Genomic DNA, 21,157 nt, shown 5'->3' on the forward strand with positions numbered 1-21,157 from the left:
CCTTTTTCAGGCACGATGACGTTTTTTCGATAGTAGTGCGCGCAACGTCTCCGCGCGCGGGTGATTTAGGCTTGAGTCATGAAACTTACTGTTGCCCGCATCGGCCGAGCGCACGGACTCAAGGGCGAGGTAACTGTCGAGTTGCACACCGACATCCCCGAGGAGCGGCTCACGGCGGGCGCGACGTTCGACACGGAGCCCGTCGCTGCGGGGCCGCTGACTGTCGTCAAGACGCGCACCCAGGCGGGCCGCTGGTATGTCGTGTTTAAGGAGATCAACTCCCGCGAGTTCGCCGATGCCGCGCGAGGCGCGGAACTAGTGATCGAGGGGGACGAGTCCGACGAGGATGACGCCTGGTACATCCACGAACTCGTGGGGCTCGCCGTAGTGCGTCCCGACGGCACCGAGGTGGGCAAGGTCGTCGACCTGCAGTCGATGCCGGCTCAGGATTTGCTGATTGTGAAGCAGGCAAGCGGTGAACGAGCCATGATTCCGTTCGTTGATGAGTTTGTTCCGGAGGTGGACATCGACGGTGGCCGGGTGGTTATTACGCCACCGTATGGATTGCTGGCTGGCGAGGAGCCCGAGGCGACCGGCGAGACCCACGGCAACGCCAGTGGCGACGGTGACAACTGATGCGCATTGACGTCGTCACGATTTTCCCGGAGTTCTTTGGCGTTCTCGACGTGTCCCTGCTGGGCAAGGCACGCCAGGCGGACCTGGTCGAGACCCACGTCCACGACCTACGCAATTGGACCACCGACAATCACAAAACGGTCGACGACTCGCCCTTCGGCGGCGGCGCTGGCATGGTCATGAAAGCCGATGTGTGGGGCCGGGCTCTCGACGACGTGCTCCAGCCTGGCGGCCACCTCTTGGTTCCCAGTCCGGCTGGCGTTCCCTTCACCCAGGCGATGGCGGCAGAACTCGCACAGGCGCCTCAGATTGCCTTCGCATGCGGGCGCTACGAAGGCATCGATGCGCGGGTCGCAGAGCATTATGCGGCGGCCGGATTCGCCGTTACCGAGGTATCGCTGGGTGATTACGTGCTCAACGGGGGAGAGGTTGCGGCCTTCGCGATGATCGAGGCCATCACGCGTCTCATTCCGGGCTTCATGGGCAACGCCGAGAGCATCGTCGAGGAGTCGCACTCCGACGGGCTGCTCGAGTACCCGAGTTACACGCGACCCGCGTCGTGGCGCGACCTCGATGTTCCGGAGATCCTGCTCAGCGGCCATCACGGCAAGATCGCGCAGTGGCGCCACGAGCAACAGGTGAAGCGCACGCGCGAGCGCCGCCCCGACCTGCTCCCGCCTCTCGACTGAGGCAAATTCCGCTGTTCCGACCTGTGTAGGCTCGGTGGAATTTCCATACGCCACAGGAGCACGCAAACCAAAGGACTCACATGAGTGATTACGCCGCACAACTGCTTGCCACCGTGACCGCGAAGGACCCGGGTGAGGTCGAGTTTCGACAGGCGGTCGAGGAGACCGTGGAGTCTCTTGACCTGGTCTTGGAGAGGCACCCGGAGTTCGTTGCCGAGAAAATCCTCGACCGCATGATTGAACCCGAGCGCATCATTACTTTTCGCGTCGTGTGGACGGACGACGCCGGCGAGGTCCAGGTCAACCGCGGCTACCGCGTGGAGATGAACAGCGCACTCGGGCCGTACAAGGGCGGGTTGCGCTTCCACCCGTCGGTCAACCTAGGCGTGCTCAAGTTCCTCGCTTTCGAGCAGGTCCTCAAGAACTCGTTGACCTCGTTGTCGCTCGGAGGCGGCAAGGGCGGCAGCGACTTTGACCCCAAGGGCAAGTCCGACGGCGAGGTGATGCGCTTCTGCCAGGCCTTCATGACTGAGTTGGCCCGCCACATCGGCCCCAACACTGATGTTCCCGCGGGAGATATCGGCGTGGGTGCCCGCGAGATTGGCTACCTGTTCGGCCAGTACAAGCGACTTCGCAACGAGTTCACCGGCGTGCTGACGGGAAAGGGTCTCGACTGGGGCGGGTCGTTGATTCGTCCGGAGGCCACGGGCTACGGCTGCGTGTATTTCGCGGAGGAGATGCTGCACACGCGCAAGGAGCGGTTCGACGACAAGATCGCGCTCGTGTCGGGTTCAGGAAACGTCGCGCAGTACACGGTGGAGAAGCTCATCGACCTGGGAGCGACCGCCGTCACCGTGTCCGACTCCAGTGGATACATCTATGACGAATCCGGGATTGATCGCGAGAAGCTGGCCTGGGTCAAGGAGATCAAGAACCAGCGACGCGGACGCATCTCGGAGTACGTCGACAAATTCCCGGACGCGGTCTTCACTCCCGTCAACGCGGACGCCGACCACAATCCGCTGTGGGATCACGAGGCCGACTGTGCCTTCCCCTCCGCGACCCAGAACGAGATCAACGGCGCCGATGCCCGCAACCTAGTCAAGAACGGCGTGCAACTCGTGGCCGAGGGCGCCAACATGCCCTCCACGCTGGAGGCGGCGCACGTGTTCCTCGACGCGGGCATCCTCTATGGTCCGGCCAAGGCGAGCAACGCGGGTGGCGTGGCAGTGTCGGGCCTCGAAATGGCGCAGAACAGCGCTCGGCTGTCATGGACCAGCGGTGAGGTCGACTCTCGGCTGCGGTCGATCATGGCCACCATCCACCATCGTTGCCAGGCGGCGGCCGACGACTTCGGGACGCCGGGCAACTATGTCAACGGCGCCAATATTGCCGGTTTCTTCAAGGTTGCGAACGCGATGCGCGCGCAGGGAGTCGTCTAGCCGTAGCCAGGGCTCGTGTCCTGGGTTCAACCTGTGGCAGAATAGACCCTCGGTGCTCACGACGCATTGGCCTGCCACAGGGGGCTCATGCATCATTCGATGCGCATCACCATCTATTGATTGCCGTAAGGCAGATACCGCGCGGGACCTGTGGCGTGTGCGAGGAGAGATAAGTCATGCAGAAGCTTGACGCCATTACCGCGGACCTGCTCCGCACCGATATGCCAAACTTCCGGGCCGGCGACACCGTCAAGGTCCACGTGAAGGTCGTCGAGGGCAGCCGCTCGCGTATCCAGGTCTTCCAGGGCATCGTCATCGCCCGCCAGAGCCAGGGTGTCGCAGCGACGTTCACCGTCCGCAAGGTCTCCTTCGGTTGCGGTGTGGAGCGTACGTTCCCCATCAACGCCCCGACGATCGACCACGTCGAAATCGTGAGCCGCGGCGACGTCCGTCGCGCGAAGCTCTACTACCTGCGCGGCCTGCGCGGCAAGGCAGCTCGTATCCGCGAGAAGCGCGAGAACTAAACATCAGCACCACCACCGACGCGCCGGCGGACGGGCAGCAGCCCTCCGCCGGCCGTCGCGTGTGGCTGTGGGTACGCGAACTTCTCATCATCATCGCGAGTGCGTTACTGCTCTCGCTGATTATCAAGACTTTCTTCTTCCAGTCGTTCTGGATTCCGTCAGAGTCGATGGAAGACACACTGGTCGACGGCGACCGCATCCTCGTGACCAAGTGGCGCCCCGGTCCGTTGGAGCTGCGTCACGGCGACGTTGTCGTGTTCAAGGATCCGAACAACTGGCTGCGCCACAATCCCGCCGATGACCCGACCGGCCTGCACAAGGTCGGCAACGAGATCCTCACCTTCACGGGCCTGCTGCCCGAGGATGCCGGGGAGCACCTCATCAAGCGCGTCGTAGGCCTTCCTGGCGACACCGTTACCTGCACCGACCCTGAGGGCAAGGTCCACGTCAACGGCACCGCGATCGACGAGCCCTACATCAAGCCGGGGACCGAGCCCTGCGGCCGCGAGTTCGAAATCACGGTGCCCGACGGCTACCTGTGGGTGATGGGCGATAACCGCGACAATTCCGCGGACTCTCGCGCACACATGGGCGAGCCGGGTGGCGGCACTATTCCCATTGACAACGTCGTGGGCACCACGTTTGCGGTGGTGTGGCCGCTGAGTCACTGGACGGGGCTTGGCAACCCGTTCACGGACGAGACCGCACCGCCTCCCCCCATCTCCACCACTCCCGTTCCCACCACGGCGAACTAGCGCGATGCCCGTCTCGCTTGAGCATGAGTCCGTGCTCTGGGACGCGGGCGCGCGGGTCGTCGTAGGAATCGACGAGGTGGGACGCGGCGCACTCGCCGGTCCCGTCTCGGTGGGTGTATGCGCGCTCGAGCGGTGCGACACCTGGCCCGAGGGTCTGGCCGATTCCAAATTGCTGAGCCTCAAGCGCCGCATCGCGATGAATGAGACCCTGGCCAACTTCGGCGTCGCCCGTGCGGTCGGCCACGCGACGCCGCGAGAGATTGATGACCTCGGCATCAATGGCGCTCTCCGCCTGGCTGGCAACCGAGCTCTCGCCGCCGTTACCGCATCGGGCATCGTCGTTGACGCCATCCTTCTGGATGGCAAGCACGACTGGCTGACGCCTCCCGCCGACGACCTGTTCGCAGCATCGGCCGATGCTGGGGCTGAGCAATCCCCGCCGGCACCCCTGCCTCCGGTCACGATGGTGATCAAAGGAGACAACCTCTGCGCGTCGATCGCGGCGGGGTCCGTGATTGCCAAGGTAGAGCGCGACGGACTCATGGCCGTCGCTCACGACGAGCACCCCGAGTACGGGTGGTGCGGCAACAAGGGCTACGGCGCAGAGAGCCACCTCGCCGCGATTCGGACTCTCGGAGCGACCGACTACCATCGGCGCTCGTGGAAGCTGCCCGAGCGCGAAAACTAGGCCGGCGCGAGAGCCAGACGCGGCGCGCCAGGTGCGCTCAAGGGCACTTTGTGACCATGATGGACACGTGAGTAGCGAAGACCTCGAGAATTACGAAACAGACGCCGAGTTAGCGCTGTACCGCGAGTACCGCGATGTGGTGGGCCTGTTCCAGTACGTCGTTGAGACGGAGCGCCGGTTCTACCTGGCGAACAAGGTTGACCTGCAGGTCAGGGCCTCAGGGGGTGACGTCTACTTCGAGGTCGTGATGGCCGACGCCTGGGTGTGGGATGTCTATCGTTCCGCGCGTCTGGTGAAGAACGTTCGCGTGGTGACCTTCAAGGACGTCAATATTGAGGAGCTCTCGCAGGATGAGGACGCGATTCCTGACATGAGGCAATTGCGCAGTAAGTAGCAGCACGCCGCCGTCCCCTCGCTTGCAACTCGTTGCAGAGTCTGCAACAATGCAGAGTATGCAACGAGATGGGAGTGGTGCGCGATGAGTGAAGTGGGCCTGCGGGAACGCAAAGTGGCTGAGAGTCGCCTACGTACCGAACATGCCGCGATCGACCTGAGCCTGGAGCACGGCTTCGAGGCGGTAACGGTCGACATGATTTGCGACGCCGCCGAGATCTCGGCGCGTACCTTCTACAACTACTTTGGTACCCGTGAGGCTGCGCTCCTGGGAGACAGCAAGCCGATGCCGAGCGAGGACGCCATTCAGGCGTACATCGACAGCACTGGCGCGAGTGAGGTTGAGGAGTTCGCGACCCTCATCGCCCAGACGTTCAATAGCGAGAAGGTGGACCGCGACCTGGTTCGCAAGCGCCGCGAGCTGATGGACGTCTCACCTGAGCTCGCCACCTTGAACTTCTCACGAGTCACCGAGGCGCGCGGGCAATACGCCGAGATTGTTTCCCGTCGCGTCGCTGTGGTCGAGCCCGGCCTGGAGCCAGACGAGCGCGTAACTCGTGCCCAGTACATCGTCGCTCTGACCATGGGAGCTATGCAGGTCATTGGCCGTGGCTGGCTCCACGGCCACACGGACATGTCCGTCCACGAATACCTCCGCGAGGCGTTCGTCACTATTCGTCACATCACCCAGACTCCTCGCCCTTCCGGCGAGAGCACTTCTTAAAAGGAGACCCCTATGAGTAACCAACCTGAGGCGTCGCCGACCGCGACCGCCGAGGAGACCCTTGATCGCAAGCACATCCTGCTTGTCTTCGTGGGTCTCATCCTGGCAATGCTGCTCGCAGCACTCGACCAGATGATCTTCTCCACTGCGCTACCCACGATCGTCGGTGAGCTCGGAGGCGTCGAACACATGCTGTGGGTGACCACGGCATACATCCTGGCCGCAACGATCATGATGCCGGTCTACGGCAAGCTGGGCGACCTTTTTGGCCGGAAGCACCTCTTCATCTTCGCGATCTCCGTCTTTATGGTCGGATCCATCGTGGGTGGCCTCGCGCAGAACATGCCCGAGCTCATTGCCGGTCGCGCCATTCAGGGCCTCGGTGGCGGTGGCCTGATGATTCTGGCGCAGGCGATCATCGCCGACGTCGTCCCGGCCCGCGAGCGTGGCAAGTACATGGGAGTCATGGGTGGCGTCTTCGCCCTGGCCTCCGTGGCTGGCCCGCTGCTGGGTGGCTACTTCACCGAGTCGCTGGACTGGCGCTGGTGCTTCTGGATCAACATTCCACTCGGCATCGCCGCGATTGTCTCGGCCGTGATGTTCCTGCACCTGCCCAAGCGTGACCAGGGCAAGCCCAAGATCGACGTGGCCGGAATGATCACCCTGGCCGTGGCATCGTCCGCCGTCGTTCTTGCCACCTCTCTCGGAGGCAACACCTACGCGTGGAGCTCATGGCAGATCGTGGGCCTGTTCGCTACTGGCATCGTCGTCGGAATCGTTTTCGTCTTCATCGAGAAGCGCGCCGCTGAGCCCGTCATGCCGCTGTACCTATTCAAGAACCGCAACTTCAACCTCACGACGGGTGCGGGTCTCATCACCGGTATCGCGATGTTCGGTGCGATGGCGTACATGCCCACGTACATGCAGATGGTTACTGGAGTGACGGCGACCCAGGCGGGACTGCTGATGATCCCGATGATGGCCGCCATGCTCATCACGTCCATCAGTTCTGGTCAGTACGTGACCAAGACAGGAACGTACAAGTTCCTGCCCATCATGGGTTCGGTATTCATCGCGCTCGGCCTGTTCCTGCTCTCCACCATGACGCCGGACATGGCGCTGTGGATCCGTTGCGCCTACCTCGCGGTGATGGGTCTTGGACTCGGCCTGACGATGCAGATCCTGGTGCTCATCGTGCAGAACTCATTCCCCGCTAAGGCAGTGGGCACCGCGACCGCGGCGAATAACTACTTCCGTCAGATCGGTGCCTCGGTTGGTTCCGCTGCTGTGGGTAGCCTGTTCACCTCGCACCTCATCAACCTGCTCGGCGAGCGCCTGCCCGCAGGCGTGGGGACCGAGGCAGACCTGAACACACTGGTTCCGTCCGCGGTGCAGGACATGCCGGCGGAGATTCAGGACGCGATTGTCAGCTCGTACAACGATGCGTTGACCCCCGTGTTCCTGCTGATGGTGCCGCTGCTCGCGGTGAGCTTCATCCTGCTGCTGTTCGTCAAGCAGGAGAAGTTGGCGACCACCATCGAGCGTGACGTGGTGCCGGAGTCCTTCGAGATCGACGGCAGCTCGAGCGCCTACCTCGATACTCGCGAGCTTGAGACTGTTGGTGCCCGAGTGGTCGACGAGAGCGTCGATTCGTCCGAAGCGCCGGAGACTGAATCGACGAGGTAGTTAATTTCCTCACAGCAGTGGGCCCCCGTGACTCGGCGAGAAGCCGACCCGCGGGGGCTTTTCTGTGTACGGACTGATGTGCACAGGCAGCGTCGATTGAGAGGATTTCCGCCGATGCTGCGGCCGGGTCCCCCGGGCACGTCCCGATGCGTGAGGCTCGCCTTGGGAGGTGGCGCATGGCCGCGAAGGACGAGGTGGGTCGCTACGGCGAGGACGTGGTGGCGAGGGTGCTGACGGAGCAGGGGTGGGAGGTGCTGGCGCGCAACTGGCGATGCCCAGACGGTGAACTGGACATCATCGCGGTTGACGGCGGCGACCTGGTGGCGGTCGAGGTCAAGACGCGGCGCGGCAGCGCCTTCGGAAGTCCGCAAGAGGCGGTGACGTGGCGCAAGCTGCACAGGATACGCCGGCTCATTGCCGCCTGGCTCGCGTCGCAGGACAGGTCGTTTCCGGGCGTGCGGGTGGACGTAGTTGCGGTGACGGTGGCGCGCGCTGGGGCCGCGACCGTCGAGCACCTGAGGGGTGTCGAGTGATAGGCCGCACGAGGTCGATCGCACTCGCGGGGCTCGCCGGCCACGTGATCGACGTAGAGGCGCACATGGCAGCCTCGCTTCCGGCGTTCTCGGTGGTGGGATTGCCCGATGCCTCACTGAGCGAGTCGCGGGACCGCGTCCGGGCGGCGGTGACCAGTTCGGGTCTGGCGTGGCCGACGCGGCGCATCACGGTCAATCTCTCACCGGCGTCACTGCCTAAGTCCGGATCGCTGACGGACCTCGCGATAGCCGTCAGCGTCATGGCCGCCGCTGGAATGGTCGACGCCAGCGTCGCGGCGCGTGCGGTTCACCTCGGAGAGTTGGGACTCGATGGCCGGGTGCGGCCGGTGCGTGGGGTCCTGCCTGCGGTGGTGGCGGCCGTCGAGGCGGGTCACCCGCGAGTCGTCGTGCCGGCCGGCAACGCGCGTGAGGCGCAATTGGTCCCGGGGGCTGAGGTGCACGCTGTCGCGTCGCTGGCTCAACTGGCTCACGACTACGGAAACGAGGATGCCGAGGTCTCGTCGCTTGACGCGGTGTCCGCGCCGGTCGTGGGATCGCACACGCCGCGAGAGCTGGATCTCGCGGAAGTGCGCGGTCAGCAGGAGGCACGGTGGGCCCTCGAGGTCGCTGCAGCCGGCGGACACCACCTGCTCATGCTTGGCCCTCCCGGTGCTGGGAAGACGATGCTCGCGTCGCGGTTGCCCACGATCCTGCCGGATCTCAGTGCGACGGACGCGGTGGCCGCGACCGCGGTGCACTCGCTGGCGGGCACGTTCGATCCCGAGCGAGGACTGCTGTCGCGGCCGCCATTCGAGGCCCCGCACCACAGCGCCTCGGCGGCATCGATTGTGGGCGGCGGGTCGTTGATGGCCCGCCCCGGAGCGATCTCTCGTGCGCATGGAGGGGTGTTATTCCTCGACGAGGCGCCCGAGTTTCCGTCGCGAGTGTTGCAGACGCTGCGTCAGCCGCTCGAGGCCGGCGAGGTGGTGCTCCATCGCGCCCAAGGTGCGGCACGCTACCCGGCGAGGTTCCAACTCGTGCTGGCGGCCAACCCCTGCCCCTGTGGACGCTTCTATGGCACGGGCGTCGACTGCTCGTGCACCGCGATAACTCGGCGGCGGTACATGGGACGGCTGTCGGGGCCGCTTCTCGATCGGATCGACTTGCATGTGGACGTGCGCCCGGTGCGCCGCGACGCTGAGGATGACGCTGAGTCGAGCGCGGTGGTCGCGGCGCGAGTGAGGCAGGCGCGAGACGCGATGCGCGACCGATTGGGTGCGCATGGGTGGGCCGTGAACTCACAAGCGACGGGAGCGTGGCTGCGTGCCAATACGCCACGTGACGTGATGAAGCCAGTTTATGGGGCGATGGATAGGGGCGCGCTCACGGCGCGTGGGGTGGATCGAGCGCTACGGGTGGCGTGGACGTTGGCCGACCTCGCGGGCGCCGTCACCCCCAACGCCGATCACGTGAATCAGGCGATGACGTTGCGCACGCGAGAGCTGTCGTCATGAGCGGGGATGCCGTGGGAAGACCCCTCGCGGGCCCAGGGGCAAACTCCGTCGTGGGAGAAGGCAGGCGGGCGAGCGTCAACCGAATGCGGGCCGCGGACGAGGACCCCGATTCAAGCGCTGCCGATGCGGATGCGCTCGTGGCGTGGAGCGCGCTCGCCGAGCCTGCGGATCAGGGGGCCGCGTGGCTCGTCGCGATGCTGGGGCCGGCTCGGGCGCTGAACTGGGTGCGGCTGGTGGCGGCGAACCCGGTGAGCGCAACGATGGAACTCGTCCAGGTAGCGCCGCAGCATCAGGTCGACGAGGCCGTCAGAATTAGCGAGAAATGGGTGGCGCGTCTCGACACGGCCAATGCCGAGATGCACCTCGAGCATGCGGCCAGGTGCGGTGCGCGGGTAGTGGCGAGAGGATCACAAGAGTGGCCGGGGTGCCTCGATGACCTGGGGCCGCTCGCGCCCTTCGCGCTGTGGGTACGCGGCGCGGGTGATCTGGCGGATCTCATGGCCACGGGGATCGCCATCGTGGGGGCGCGCTCCGCCACGGCCTACGGGGAGCACGTCACCTCCACAATGGCGGCCGAACTCTGTGACAGGGGAGCGACGGTGGTGTCGGGAGGCGCGTACGGGATCGATGCGGCCGCGCACCGAACGGCGCTCGCGGTTGGCAGTCCTACCGTTGCGGTCATGGCCGGGGGAGTCGATCGCCTGTACCCGGCCGGCAATGCGGACATGTTGGAACGAGTGCTCGATGGGGGAGTGGTGGTGAGCGAGGTGCCGCCGGGCTACGCTCCACACCGGGCGCGCTTCCTGTCCCGCAATAGGTTGATCGCCACCGCGCGCGGAACCGTCGTGGTCGAGGCGGCCTTCAGATCCGGTGCGCTCAGCACCGCCCGCCACGCTGCCGCGATGGTACGTCCGGTGGGCGCGGTGCCAGGACCCGTGACCTCCGCGTCGTCCGCCGGTTGTCACGGACTCATTCGCGACGGGCTCGCCTCGCTGGTGACGACCGGCGCCGACGTGCTCGCGATGGTCGAGCCCATTGGGTCGGCGATAGCGGCGATGGGGCGGGACGCGGAGGGGTTCGTCGGGGTCGCCGACGATGCGGCCTCGGGCGGAGAGGTGAAGCAGCCGCGTCGAGAGCGACGTCGGGCAGGCACCCACGCCGCGGTTCAGGAGTTTGCCGACGCCAAACAGCGCCAGGCGTTCGGGGCGCTGGGCGGGCGGCGAACGTCCATCGAGGACGTCGCCAGGGAGGCCGGCTTGACGTTGGCCGAGACTCGATCGGCTCTCGGCGGCCTGGAAATTGCAGGTATGGCACGACGCGATGCGGGCACATGGCGCCGTGCAAGTCCCGATTAATGAAGAAATATTCGGACATAACAGGACAAAGTGGGGTCAATTCATGAAACTGATGTGACAAATGTTACTTAAGGGGTTGATTTGACAGGTGTGACGGTGCCAGAGTGTCGTTATGCCGATAACGGAGGACGTAGCCAGCAGCGAGTTGCTCGCGCGCTTTGAGCGCCACCTGGTGCATCAGCGCGGGCTTGCGGCCAACACCGTGCGCGCCTACCTGGGGGATCTCTCCCACCTCGTGAACTTCTCTTGCGGCGGCGATGGCGTCGACGAGACCCTTCGGTCGCTCACGATCGCCGACTTGCGCGCTTGGCTCGCGGCCATGTCGACCGGTGGACTGAGCCGCACCACCCTCGCCCGCCGGGGAGCATCGGTGCGCGCCTTCTACGCCTGGGCCGAGGACGCCGAGGAGATCACACCCAACCCGGCCGCACGCCTCGCCTCGGCCCGCCCTGCCTCCACGATTCCTACGGTGATGAGCCCTGCCGATGTCATCACGTTGCTGCATGCCGCCCAGACACGGGCCGATGACGGCAACCCGCTTCACCTGCGCGACTGGGCCGCCGCGGAAATGCTGTACGCGACCGGTATGCGTGTGGGAGAACTTGCCGGAACCAACGTCGGCGATGTAGACCTCGATGACCACCTCGTGCGCGTCATGGGTAAGGGCTCCAAGGAGCGAGTGGTGCCATTCGGTGTTCCGGCAGCCCTCGCCGCCAACGCGTGGCTCGAGGTAGGACGCCCGCAGCTTGTCAGTGAGGTCACGGACTCGGCCTTCTTGCTTGGACGGCGAGGTCACCGTGTCGATCAGCGGCAGATCCGCGAATCCATTCATCAACTGTGTGCATTTGCCGAGATCGGCGACATCGCACCGCACGGGCTGCGCCACACCGCGGCCACGCACCTCCTGCACGGCGGATCAGATCTCCGCTCGGTCCAAGAGGTGCTCGGTCACGCCAGTTTGACCACCACGCAGAGATACACGCACGTGTCCGCAGAACGCTTGCGGGCCACCTACCAACTCGCGCACCCGCGCGCTTAGGGAGAACAATGTCCACTCTCAACACAGTGCCCACGGAACTGGCAGAGTCGCCAAGTGTGGCGGACGCACGACGGTTCGAAACACCGCAGATTGACGTCACGGCGCAGTGGTGGGGTCAGCTCGCCGACGGCAACGAGGCCGCGCGCAGGGAGTCCCGAGACGCGCTTATCACTCACTTTGCTCCTCTCGTCACCCAGGTGGCATCCCGCATGATCGGGCGTCTGCCCGACACCGTCGAACTGGGCGACCTGGTTTCCTATGGAATGTTCGGCCTCATCGACGCCATTGAGAAGTTTGAACTCAATCGCGGATTCAAGTTCGAGACCTATGCTTCCACCCGCATCCGCGGAGCGATCATCGACGAGCTGCGTGCGGCCGACTGGGTTCCCCGCTCCGTGCGGTCCAAGGCACGCACCGTGGAGCAGGCCACCCGCACCCTCGAACAGGAGCTGATGCGCCCCATTACCGACAGCGATGTCGCCGAGCGCATTGGTTGGCGCACCAATGAGGTGCGTACCGTGCGAGCACAAGTCGCGCTGAGTCACGTCGCAGCGCTGGACTCACTCGGCACCTCCGACTCCGACACCTCGGCAATCGACACCGTCGCCTCGCTTTCGGTGCCGGGAGCGTCAACCTCAGTCGAGGCGCGTGAGACCCGGTCCCTACTCGCCACTGCAGTCCAGGATGTTCGCGACCGCGAGCAGGAGGTCCTGCGCCTGTATTACTACGAGAACCTCACCCTGTCGCAGATCGGTCAGATTCTCGGAGTGACCGAGTCTCGTGTCAGCCAGATTCACTCTGGAGCGGTGCGCAAGCTACGTGATTCCTTGCTCAAGACTGGTGCGTTCTAGCGACGCACCGATGTGGTCGGGGTCAGCCTGGCGACCCATGGAGCGGAAGCAACACGATTGGTCCATAGCCCTCGAGCCAATCCAGCGGATTCACATAGTCATCCCCGCGTCGTAGCCCCCAATGTACGCACCTTTGCGGTTCGCAATGGCCTGCCCCCGGCGCATCAACGACGGTGCCCACCGGCTCCCCGCGAATAACTCGGTCGCCTACCTGGAGGTCCGTTGCGACGGGCTCGAGCGATGCGCGTAGGCCCACATCCAGGTCGATGCTGAGCACCGGGCGGTTGACGACGACCCCTGCAAATGCCACCGTGCCCGCGCCGGGGGAGCGCACCGCTACGCCGGACCCCGCCCGCAGGTCGATGCCACGATGGCCCGCGTTCCATCGCTCCGGAGGCGGATCGAACAGGCGCACCGCGCGCATCGGCGTCACCGGTGAGGTGAGCACAGGGCGAGCAGTACCCGCGATGTGAGCACTGGTGTCCGCCACGCCGGCCGGGTGTGCACCGTTGAAGACCGCGCCCGCGACCGATGGTGGTGATCCTGACGCCACCTGCGCCTGCGCGTAACCAAGTCCCACGCCGGTGAGCACAAGTGCCAGCGATAACGCGACCAATCCTCGGGTGTGCCTCATGACTGAATCGTCGCCCCTCAGCCAGCCCCAGCATCGGCCGCCGGTAGGATCGGGGGAACGGACGCCGGTCCCAAAGTCCTGTGGACCGCAGCTGCCGCACACCCGCGCGCTCGAGGTCGCGCGCATGCCGCGCCGTCAGGTAACATTGACCCTGCATTCGGCATGCCCGAATGACATCGCGCATCATTCGCTTTTCGCTCGTGCCGCAAGGCCAGGGGGATAGCGCCGGAATGGCAAGGTCCGAGTTCGCTCGGTGCCAGACCGCGTTGATGCTAGGGGCCAACTCAACCGAGGAAGCCATCAACCGAACCCTCGGGTGAGCTCTCAGAGCGAACCCGAACAAGACAAGCACGCCGCCACGGCGTGCAGATAAGGATGCGCAATGGCCGTCGTGACCATGCGCCAGCTGCTCGACTCGGGTGTTCACTTTGGACACCAGACCAGCCGCTGGAACCCCAAGATGAAGCGCTTTATTTTCACCGAGCGCAACGGCATCTACATCATTGACCTGCAGCAGTCGCTCGCCATGATCGACAACGCCTACACCTTCGTGCGCGACACCGTCGCTCACGGCGGCACGGTGCTGTTCGTCGGCACCAAGCGTCAGGGCCAGGAGCAGATCGCAGAGCAGGCCGCTCGCGTGGGCATGCCCTACGTGAACGAGCGCTGGCTCGGCGGAATGCTGACCAACTTCCAGACCGTCTCGAAGCGCGTGACGCGCCTCAAGGAGCTCGAGCTCGTTGACTTCGACGACGTCGCAGGCTCCGGTCGCACCAAGAAGGAACTGCTCATGATGCGCCGCGAGCGCGACAAGCTCTCGAAGGTGCTGTCCGGTATCCGCGACATGCCCAAGGTTCCCTCGGTCGTGTGGATCGTTGACACGAACAAGGAGCACCTGGCGGTTGACGAGGCACGCAAGCTCGGCATCCCCGTGGTCGGCATCCTCGACTCCAACTGCGACCCGGACGACGTCCAGTACGGCATCCCCGGAAACGACGACGCTATCCGCTCGGTGGGTCTGCTCACCCGTGTGATCGCCGATGCCGTGGCCGAGGGCCTCAAGATCCGCCACACCCCTAAGGCTGGCGACGATGCTGAGGCAACCGGCGAGGCTGAGCCTTTGGCCGAGTGGGAGCAGGAGCTCCTCGACGGCAAGAAGGACGACGCGAAGACGGACGATGCCAAGGACGAGGCTCCCGCAGCCGACGCCAAGGCCGACGACGCCGCAACCGAGGCCCCCGCGGCCGAGCAGAAGGCAGCAGACGAGAAGCCTGCCGCCAAGAAGGCTGCCCCGAAGAAGGCCGCAGCCAAGAAGGACGACGCTGACGAGGCCAAGGCTGACAAGCCTGCCGCTAAGAAGCCGGCTCCCAAGAAGCCCGCGGCCAAGCCTGCTGCTGACGCAGCGGCCACGACCGACGAGAAGTAAGGAACCCATTTATGGCGAACTACACCGTTGCTGACATCCAGACGCTCCGTGAGCGCACTGGCGCGGGCATGCTCGACGTCAAGAAGGCACTCGACGAGGCGGACGGCGACCTCGACGCCGCCGTTGACATCCTGCGCGTGAAGGGCCTCAAGGGCGTCACCAAGCGCGAAGGCCGCTCGGCTTCCGAGGGCCTCGTCCTGACCTCCATCGACGATGTCGATGGAGGCCAGGTGGGCACGCTCATCGAGATCAACTCCGAGACCGACTTCGTGGCGAAGAACGAGAAGTTCCTCGCTCTCGCGGAGAAGGTCCTGGCAGCTGTCGTCGCTGCCGGCGCGGACTCCGCCGAGAAGGCCCTCGCGGCCGACGTCGACGGCAAGCCTGTGCAGGAGTTCATTGACGAGAACGCTGGCATCCTGGGCGAGAAGATCGTCCTGCGTCGCGTCGCTCGCATCGAAGCTCCCGTCGTCAAGGAGTACCTGCACCGCACCAACAAGGACCTGCCTGCGCAGGTCGGCGTGCTGGTCGGAGCGGACGCGAAGGCAGGCGAGGTCGCACGCGACATCGCCATGCACATCGCGGCGTACTCACCCACGTACCTCAACCGTGATGCAGTTCCGGCCGATGTGGTCGCGAACGAGCGTCGTGTTGCTGAGGAGACGGCTCTTGGAGAGGGCAAGCCTGCGGCTGCCATGCCCAAGATCGTTGAGGGTCGCATGACGGGCTTCTTCAAGGAGAACACCCTGGTTGACCAGGCTTTCGCGAAGGACCCCAAGACGACTGTCGGTAAGGTCATCGAGAACACTGGCGGCGAGGTTTCGGCCTTCGCTCGCTTCCGTGTGGGAGCCTAACCACAACAAGCTTTTCAATAAACGCGCCGCGCCTTCAGGAGGAATTGATGCCCGAGAACAGTGATCTGGTCCCGGAGGTCGATTCCCCTCCTACGGCGCGGCGCGTTTTGCTTAAGCTCAGCGGTGAGATGTTTGGCGGTGGGTCCGTTGGACTCGACCCCGACGTGATCTCACGCGTGGCCCGCGAGGTCGCGGAGGCCGTCGCCGGCGGTGTCCAGGTCGGCATCGTCGTAGGCGGCGGTAACTTCTTCCGCGGCGCGGAACTGTCGCAGCGCGGCATGGAGCGCGCGCGTGCGGACTACATGGGCATGCTGGGCACCGTGATGAACGCCCTCGCCCTGCAGGACTTCCTCGAGCAGGCTGGCGTGGACACCCGTGTGCAGACGGCGATCACGATGGGCCAGGTGGCCGAGCCCTACATTCCCCGTCGCGCGATGCGCCATATGGAAAAGGGCCGTGTCGTCATCTTTGGTGCCGGCGCCGGCATGCCGTATTTCTCGACTGACACCGTCTCCGTCCAGCGCGCCCTCGAGACCCGTTGCACCGAGGTGCTGATGGGAAAGCACGGCGTCGACGCCGTCTACACCGCGGACCCGCGCGAGGATGACTCCGCGAAACGCCTCGATCACGTCACCTACTCTGACGCCCTCCAGCAGGGTCTCAAGGTCATGGACGCGGCCGCCTTTAGTCTGTGCATGGAAAACAGCCTCCCGATGGTCGTGTTCGGCCTCGAAGAGCCTGGAAATGTGACGCGAGCCCTGATGGGTGAGAGAATCGGGACCTTGGTAACGGCGTAACGCCGCTACCCCTTTAAGGAGACAACTGTGATTGACGAGATCCTCCTCGATGTCGAGGAAAACATGGACCAGGCCGTCGAGGTCGCCAAGGACAACTTTGCGAAGATTCGTACCGGCCAGGCGTCGGCTGCGATGTTCGCGAACATCACCGTGGACTACTACGGCGCACCCACCGCGCTGCAGGCACTCGCCGCGATCAACGTCCCCGAGGCGCGCACCGTCATGATCACCCCATACGACGCAGGCGCCAAGAAGGACATTGAGACGGCCCTGCGCAACTCCGACATGGGCATCAACCCGTCGGACGATGGCAACGTGCTACGTGTCAACATGCCGCAGCTCACGGAGGAGCGCCGTCGCGACTACGTGAAGCTTGCCAAGCAGAAGGCAGAAGATTCCCGCGTCACTGTTCGCAACATGCGCCGCAAGGGCAAGGACCTCATCGATGCCGCGGTGAAGGACGGCGAGGTTGGCGAGGACGAGGGGTCGCGGGCCGAGAAGGACCTGGACGCGCTCACCAAGAAGCACGTGGACGCTATCGACGCACTCCTGGCTCACAAGGAGAGCGAACTGCTCGAGGTCTAACCCCCGAGATTCGCACACCACCACCATGAAGTGGACCAGACGTCGCGGGAATCCGTCGACGAGCGACTCGGAACGCGCACCGGCGGTCTCACCGCCGAGGCACTTCGCGCCTGTCACCCAGAAGACGACGGCCGATGCCGCCCAGCCTTCTCAGGCGGGTCAAGTTCGGCTTCACCCCACGCAGGCGTCCGACGGGTCGGTCGAGCGCAGCGAAGGCGCGGAACGCGTGGTGCCGGATCTGTCGACCTGGTCAGCTGATGACGCCACGGACCCGGTGGTGCCGGACTCGATCGCTCCCGAGGTTCCGCACGTTGAGCCGTTCAACGAGCAGGGCGAAGCGGTCACCGACTTCGAGGAGACCATCCCGGTCCCCACACCCCGTAAGGGTCGCAATATGCCCGCGGCGGCGAGCGCGGGCATCCTGTTGCTCGGAATCGCAGTGGTGGCCGCCTGGTACGACCCTCGCGTCTTTGGCCTGCTGCTCTACTCGTTCCTCTTCGCGGGCGTGGTGGAGTGGCGCAACGTGCTGCGTAAGCAGGCGCAACGCCTGTCGCTCGTCCCCATCGCGATCGCGACCTTCGGTATGGGCGTGGCCACCTGGTACGGGGCTCAGCAGGGCCCGGGCGCCGCGGAGGGCCTGGTGGTGGCCATGCTCATCGGCTGCGCGGGCATGGTGGCATGGCGCGTCGTCGACGAACGCATCGAGAACACGTTCTCCGAGTCCGTCGGTAGCATCTTCGCCTTGATGTGGATCCCGTTCCTGGGGTCGTTCCTGATGTTGCTCGAGGTCGCCGAAGACGGCTGGCAACGGGTCATCATCCTGGTGGTGGCTGTCTCCGGCAACGACACGGGCGCCCTCTTCAGCGGAATGGCGTGGGGCAAGCACAAACTGGCGCCCCGCGTGAGCCCCAAGAAGACGTGGGAGGGTGCCGTCGGTGGCCTCATCCTCGGAACCGTGTGCGCCGGAATTGTGTCCTACTTCTTCTTTGACGGACAATGGTGGATTGGAGTCGCGGCCGGAGTTGCCGCGGCGATAGCTTCGATCATCGGCGACCTCGCCGAGTCCGCGCTCAAGCGCGACATGGAGGTCAAGGACATGAGCGGGATCATTCCCGGTCATGGCGGAATACTTGACCGGATCGATTCATTGTTAGTTGCTGGCCCCGCGGTGTACGTGGTGTTCGCCATATTTATGTGATGAGGACAACATGACCGACCGCCCCGTACTTCAGATGGCCGCCCCTAAGCGAGGCAAGAAGGCCCCTCGCCACTTCGCGGACCTCAACGCGGCCGACCGGATTGAGGCGCTCAAGGAGATTGGCCAGCCCGGCTTCCGAGCCAAACAGTTGGCGACGCACTACTACAGCCACCTCACGACCGATGCCGCGGACATGACTGACTTGCCCGCGGGGGTGCGCGAGGAGATCGCCGCGGCGATGTTCCCCACGCTGATGAGCCCCGTGCGTACGCTCGAGGCCGACGGTGGTGAGACGGTCAAGACGCTGTGGAGCCTGCACGACAACGTCAAGGTCGAGTCCGTCCTGATGAAGTACCCCGAGCGCGCGACCCTGTGTGTCACCAGCCAGGCGGGCTGTGGCATGGCCTGCCCGTTCTGCGCCACCGGGCAGATGGGGTTGACCCGCAATCTGTCATCCGCGGAGATCATCGAGCAGGTCCGCCTCGCGGCACGCGCCTCACGGGACGGATCTCTCGGCGAGCCCGTGCGACTGTCCAACGTGGTGTTCATGGGCATGGGCGAGCCGCTCGCGAACTACAAGGCAGTCATGGAGACGGTGCGCGCCCTCGTGGCGCCCGAGCCCAACGGCTTCGGCCTGTCCGCGCGCCACGTGACCGTGTCGACCGTGGGCCTGGTCCCCGCGATCGACAAGCTCACGAAGGAGGGCATCCCCGTGACGCTCGCGGTGAGCCTGCACGCCCCGGATGACGAGCTGCGCAACGAGATCGTGCCCATCAACACGCGCTGGAGCGTGGACGAGACGCTCGACGCCGCGTACCGGTACTACGCCGAGACCGGTCGCCGCGTCAGCATCGAGTATGCGCTGATCCGCAACATGAACGACCACGGCTGGCGCGCCGACCTGTTGGGCGAGAAGTTGAAGGCCCGCGGCGACGGCTGGGTCCACGTCAACCCCATCCCGTTGAATCCCACTCCGGGCTCAATCTGGACGGCGTCGGACCCCGCGGTGGAAAAGGAATTTGTCAGAAGGCTTCGCGCTCACGGAATTCCGACGACTATCAGGGATACTCGTGGTAGCGACATTGACGGCGCTTGCGGTCAACTGGCCATCAAGGAGAACGAATGAACGACCTCTTCCCCCGCACCAATGCACTGCGTCTGGGATACAAGCCGGAGCAGGTGGCGGCTTTTTTTGACGAGGCACGCCTCGCCTATGAGCGTCCGGGAAGTCCCGACGCCGAGGTGTCGCAGTTGGACGTGCGCCGCGCGGCCTTCGACCTCAAGCACGGTGGTTACTCCACGGCCGCGGTCGATGCCGCCCTGGACCGCCTTGAGCTCGCCTTCGCCGAGCGCACCCGAGACATCTACGTCCGCGCACACAGCCGGGAGGAGTGGATGGCGCACCTCGCAGAACGCGCCCAGGTGCTCTATCCGCGTCTACGGCGACCTGTCGGTGAGCGCTTCGCTCACCCGGCGACGTTCAAGCACGGCTACGACGTCCGCCAAGTTGACGCTGTGATGGCCCGCATTACGGAGTTTTTTGACACCGGCGCCCCGCTCGAGGCGGACGAGCTCCGTGCGATCGCCTTCTCCACGAAGACTGGCACCCGCGCGTACGACGAGCGCACCGTCGACGCCTTCATTGCACGCACCGTTGACATCTTGTTGGGTGTCATTCCCGCATGACCTCCCGCACCATCGCGCTACTGGGCTCGACGGGCTCGATCGGCACCCAAGCCATCGACGTCATTGAGCGCAACCGCGATGAGTTCGACGTGGTCGCAATCGCCGCCGGCGGCAACGATCCCGAGGCTGTGGTCGCGCAGGCCCGTGCGCTCGACGTTCGCACCGTCGCCGTCGCCGATGCTGTCGCTGCCGAGCGCATCGGCGCGGCTTTGCCCGGCGTTGAAATTCTTGCGGGATCCGTTGGCGTGGAGGCTGTGGCGGGCATCGGCGCCGACGTCGTCCTCAACGGCATGACGGGCTCGGTGGGTCTGCGCCCCACCCTCGCGGCCCTGGCAGCCGGCAGCACGCTGGCCCTCGCGAACAAGGAATCGCTGGTGGCCGGGGGAGCGCTGGTCAATGCCGCGAGGCAGCGCCCTGATCAGATCGTTCCCGTGGACTCGGAGCACTCCGCGCTAGCGCAGGCACTGCTGGGTGGCACCCACGCCGAGGTCAAGCGCCTGGTCGTCACCGCATCGGGCGGCGCCTTCAGGGGCAAGACACGAGCCGACCTTGCCGGCGTCACGCCTGAGCAGGCGCTCACGCACCCCAACTGGGACATGGGCCCCGTGGTCACCATTAATTCCGCGTCCATGATGAACAAGGCGCTCGAGGTGATCGAGGCTCACCTGCTCTTCGACATTCCGATGGACCGGATCGACGTGGTGGTCCACGCGCAGTCGATCGTGCACTCGATGGTCGAATTCGTGGACGGGTCGACGCTGGCGCAGGTATCTCCGCCGGATATGCGACTACCGATCGCCTTGGGCCTCACGTGGCCCGCGCGCGTTCCCGGCGCGATTGACGGCATGGACTGGACCAAGGCCCAGCAGTGGACCTTCGAGCCGCTCGACGAGGAAGCGTTCCCCGCGATCCGCGTGGCGCGCGCCGCTGTCGCCGAGTCCACCCTGCACCCGGCGGTGTTCAACGCCGCCAACGAGGAGTGCGTCGCCGCCTTCGTTGCAGGAAAGTTGCCCTTCCTCGGGATCGTTGACACGGTGCGAAGCGTTGTCGAAAAGTACGAGGCGCCAGCCGAGATTTCCCTCGAGGCTGTGGACGCCGCCGAGTCGTGGGCGCGAGCCCAAGCTGCCGCGGTCATCGCGGTGCAAGTGTAG

23 protein-coding genes are annotated in these 21,157 nt (G+C 65.1%); 22 read left to right on the forward strand and 1 reads right to left on the reverse strand.

Features of this window, described 5'->3' with window-relative positions:
- Positions 1-78 precede the first annotated feature (78 nt).
- The 14 genes from rimM (at position 79) to AOP73_RS07635 (ending at position 12,829) form a co-directional block, all read left to right on the forward strand.
- Entirely contained in the window at positions 79-636 is a 558-nt protein-coding gene (gene rimM / locus AOP73_RS07570) for a ribosome maturation factor RimM (RefSeq protein ID WP_061964373.1), read from the forward strand.
- Entirely contained in the window at positions 636-1,325 is a 690-nt protein-coding gene (gene trmD / locus AOP73_RS07575) for a tRNA (guanosine(37)-N1)-methyltransferase TrmD (protein ID WP_061964375.1), read from the forward strand. Before rimM ends, trmD begins: the two co-directional genes overlap by 1 nt.
- Before the next feature lie 80 nt (positions 1,326-1,405).
- On the forward strand, positions 1,406-2,767 hold the full coding sequence (gene gdhA / locus AOP73_RS07580; protein WP_061964377.1) for an NADP-specific glutamate dehydrogenase: 1,362 nt from the start codon (positions 1,406-1,408) through the stop codon (positions 2,765-2,767).
- Between the two features lie 176 nt (positions 2,768-2,943).
- Positions 2,944-3,291 (forward strand): 50S ribosomal protein L19, encoded by a 348-nt coding sequence (gene rplS, locus AOP73_RS07585; RefSeq protein ID WP_061964944.1) that lies wholly within the window; start codon positions 2,944-2,946, stop codon positions 3,289-3,291.
- Positions 3,292-3,350: 59 nt separating this feature from the next.
- Positions 3,351-4,046, forward strand: coding sequence for a signal peptidase I (lepB, locus tag AOP73_RS07590; protein WP_236683528.1), 696 nt, complete (start codon positions 3,351-3,353; stop codon positions 4,044-4,046).
- 4 nt (positions 4,047-4,050) lie between these two features.
- Complete coding sequence (rnhB, locus tag AOP73_RS07595; protein ID WP_061964379.1) at positions 4,051-4,734, forward strand: ribonuclease HII; 684 nt, start codon at positions 4,051-4,053, stop codon at positions 4,732-4,734.
- 67 nt (positions 4,735-4,801) lie between these two features.
- A complete protein-coding gene (locus AOP73_RS07600; protein ID WP_061964381.1) occupies positions 4,802-5,128 on the forward strand; it encodes a DUF2469 domain-containing protein in 327 nt (108 codons plus the stop codon).
- A gap of 114 nt (positions 5,129-5,242) precedes the next feature.
- Positions 5,243-5,851, forward strand: coding sequence for a TetR/AcrR family transcriptional regulator (locus AOP73_RS07605; RefSeq protein ID WP_160295455.1), 609 nt, complete (start codon positions 5,243-5,245; stop codon positions 5,849-5,851).
- Between the two features lie 12 nt (positions 5,852-5,863).
- Complete coding sequence (locus AOP73_RS07610; protein ID WP_084626654.1) at positions 5,864-7,537, forward strand: MDR family MFS transporter; 1,674 nt, start codon at positions 5,864-5,866, stop codon at positions 7,535-7,537.
- A gap of 176 nt (positions 7,538-7,713) precedes the next feature.
- Positions 7,714-8,070, forward strand: a complete 357-nt coding sequence (locus AOP73_RS07615) for a YraN family protein (protein ID WP_061964386.1) — start codon at positions 7,714-7,716, stop codon at positions 8,068-8,070.
- Entirely contained in the window at positions 8,067-9,584 is a 1,518-nt protein-coding gene (locus AOP73_RS07620) for a YifB family Mg chelatase-like AAA ATPase (RefSeq protein ID WP_061964388.1), read from the forward strand. The genes AOP73_RS07615 and AOP73_RS07620 overlap by 4 nt, the downstream gene beginning before the upstream one ends.
- A complete protein-coding gene (gene dprA, locus AOP73_RS07625) occupies positions 9,581-10,939 on the forward strand; it encodes a DNA-processing protein DprA (RefSeq protein WP_236683529.1) in 1,359 nt (452 codons plus the stop codon). Before AOP73_RS07620 ends, dprA begins: the two co-directional genes overlap by 4 nt.
- 112 nt (positions 10,940-11,051) lie before the next feature.
- Positions 11,052-11,978: a tyrosine recombinase XerC gene (locus tag AOP73_RS07630; RefSeq protein ID WP_061964392.1), complete on the forward strand. Its 927-nt coding sequence runs from the start codon at positions 11,052-11,054 to the stop codon at positions 11,976-11,978.
- A gap of 8 nt (positions 11,979-11,986) precedes the next feature.
- The gene (locus AOP73_RS07635; protein ID WP_084626656.1) at positions 11,987-12,829 is read left to right on the forward strand and encodes a FliA/WhiG family RNA polymerase sigma factor; all 843 of its coding nucleotides are present in this window, start codon (positions 11,987-11,989) and stop codon (positions 12,827-12,829) included.
- Positions 12,830-12,851: 22 nt separating this feature from the next.
- Here the strand turns inward: AOP73_RS07635 and AOP73_RS07640 are convergent, their stop codons facing one another.
- Complete coding sequence (locus AOP73_RS07640) at positions 12,852-13,463, reverse strand: M23 family metallopeptidase (RefSeq protein ID WP_084626658.1); 612 nt, start codon at positions 13,461-13,463, stop codon at positions 12,852-12,854.
- 382 nt (positions 13,464-13,845) lie between these two features.
- On the opposite strand from AOP73_RS07640, the gene rpsB reads away from it, so the two are divergent.
- Genes rpsB through dxr form a run of 8 tightly spaced genes read left to right on the forward strand, consistent with a single transcriptional unit; the run spans position 13,846 to position 21,157 of the window.
- Entirely contained in the window at positions 13,846-14,889 is a 1,044-nt protein-coding gene (gene rpsB, locus AOP73_RS07645; RefSeq protein ID WP_061964394.1) for a 30S ribosomal protein S2, read from the forward strand.
- An 11-nt stretch (positions 14,890-14,900) separates the two neighbouring features.
- On the forward strand, positions 14,901-15,740 hold the full coding sequence (tsf, locus tag AOP73_RS07650; protein WP_061964396.1) for a translation elongation factor Ts: 840 nt from the start codon (positions 14,901-14,903) through the stop codon (positions 15,738-15,740).
- Between the two features lie 47 nt (positions 15,741-15,787).
- The gene (gene pyrH, locus AOP73_RS07655) at positions 15,788-16,537 is read left to right on the forward strand and encodes a UMP kinase (protein WP_061964398.1); all 750 of its coding nucleotides are present in this window, start codon (positions 15,788-15,790) and stop codon (positions 16,535-16,537) included.
- 27 nt (positions 16,538-16,564) lie between these two features.
- Positions 16,565-17,122: a ribosome recycling factor gene (gene frr, locus AOP73_RS07660; RefSeq protein WP_061964400.1), complete on the forward strand. Its 558-nt coding sequence runs from the start codon at positions 16,565-16,567 to the stop codon at positions 17,120-17,122.
- 25 nt (positions 17,123-17,147) lie between these two features.
- Positions 17,148-18,320: a phosphatidate cytidylyltransferase gene (locus AOP73_RS07665; RefSeq protein ID WP_084626660.1), complete on the forward strand. Its 1,173-nt coding sequence runs from the start codon at positions 17,148-17,150 to the stop codon at positions 18,318-18,320.
- A gap of 10 nt (positions 18,321-18,330) precedes the next feature.
- Positions 18,331-19,446 carry a dual-specificity RNA methyltransferase RlmN gene (gene rlmN, locus AOP73_RS07670; protein WP_061964404.1) on the forward strand — a complete coding sequence of 372 codons (1,116 nt, stop codon included), beginning with the start codon at positions 18,331-18,333 and terminating at the stop codon, positions 19,444-19,446.
- The gene (locus AOP73_RS07675; protein WP_061964406.1) at positions 19,443-20,006 is read left to right on the forward strand and encodes a DivIVA domain-containing protein; all 564 of its coding nucleotides are present in this window, start codon (positions 19,443-19,445) and stop codon (positions 20,004-20,006) included. Before rlmN ends, AOP73_RS07675 begins: the two co-directional genes overlap by 4 nt.
- On the forward strand, positions 20,003-21,157 hold the full coding sequence (dxr, locus tag AOP73_RS07680) for a 1-deoxy-D-xylulose-5-phosphate reductoisomerase (protein ID WP_061964408.1): 1,155 nt from the start codon (positions 20,003-20,005) through the stop codon (positions 21,155-21,157). The genes AOP73_RS07675 and dxr overlap by 4 nt, the downstream gene beginning before the upstream one ends.

The sequence above is a fragment of the Demequina aurantiaca genome, from assembly GCF_000975135.1.
In the GTDB taxonomy this organism is placed as follows: Bacteria; Actinomycetota; Actinomycetes; order Actinomycetales; family Demequinaceae; genus Demequina; species Demequina aurantiaca.

Bases quoted from the DNA above. Each gene is read 5' to 3' on its own strand.
- rimM (WP_061964373.1), top strand. From the start codon at position 79: ATGAAACTTACTGTTGCCCGCATCGGCCGAGCGCACGGACTCAAGGGC.
- trmD (WP_061964375.1), top strand. From the start codon at position 636: ATGCGCATTGACGTCGTCACGATTTTCCCGGAGTTCTTTGGCGTTCTC.
- gdhA (WP_061964377.1), top strand. From the start codon at position 1,406: ATGAGTGATTACGCCGCACAACTGCTTGCCACCGTGACCGCGAAGGAC.
- rplS (WP_061964944.1), top strand. From the start codon at position 2,944: ATGCAGAAGCTTGACGCCATTACCGCGGACCTGCTCCGCACCGATATG.
- rnhB (WP_061964379.1), top strand. From the start codon at position 4,051: ATGCCCGTCTCGCTTGAGCATGAGTCCGTGCTCTGGGACGCGGGCGCG.
- AOP73_RS07610 (WP_084626654.1), top strand. From the start codon at position 5,864: ATGAGTAACCAACCTGAGGCGTCGCCGACCGCGACCGCCGAGGAGACC.
- AOP73_RS07615 (WP_061964386.1), top strand. From the start codon at position 7,714: ATGGCCGCGAAGGACGAGGTGGGTCGCTACGGCGAGGACGTGGTGGCG.
- dprA (WP_236683529.1), top strand. From the start codon at position 9,581: ATGAGCGGGGATGCCGTGGGAAGACCCCTCGCGGGCCCAGGGGCAAAC.
- AOP73_RS07630 (WP_061964392.1), top strand. From the start codon at position 11,052: ATGCCGATAACGGAGGACGTAGCCAGCAGCGAGTTGCTCGCGCGCTTT.
- AOP73_RS07635 (WP_084626656.1), top strand. From the start codon at position 11,987: ATGTCCACTCTCAACACAGTGCCCACGGAACTGGCAGAGTCGCCAAGT.
- AOP73_RS07640 (WP_084626658.1), bottom strand. From the start codon at position 13,463: ATGAGGCACACCCGAGGATTGGTCGCGTTATCGCTGGCACTTGTGCTC.
- rpsB (WP_061964394.1), top strand. From the start codon at position 13,846: ATGGCCGTCGTGACCATGCGCCAGCTGCTCGACTCGGGTGTTCACTTT.
- tsf (WP_061964396.1), top strand. From the start codon at position 14,901: ATGGCGAACTACACCGTTGCTGACATCCAGACGCTCCGTGAGCGCACT.
- pyrH (WP_061964398.1), top strand. From the start codon at position 15,788: ATGCCCGAGAACAGTGATCTGGTCCCGGAGGTCGATTCCCCTCCTACG.
- AOP73_RS07665 (WP_084626660.1), top strand. From the start codon at position 17,148: ATGAAGTGGACCAGACGTCGCGGGAATCCGTCGACGAGCGACTCGGAA.
- rlmN (WP_061964404.1), top strand. From the start codon at position 18,331: ATGACCGACCGCCCCGTACTTCAGATGGCCGCCCCTAAGCGAGGCAAG.
- AOP73_RS07675 (WP_061964406.1), top strand. From the start codon at position 19,443: ATGAACGACCTCTTCCCCCGCACCAATGCACTGCGTCTGGGATACAAG.
- dxr (WP_061964408.1), top strand. From the start codon at position 20,003: ATGACCTCCCGCACCATCGCGCTACTGGGCTCGACGGGCTCGATCGGC.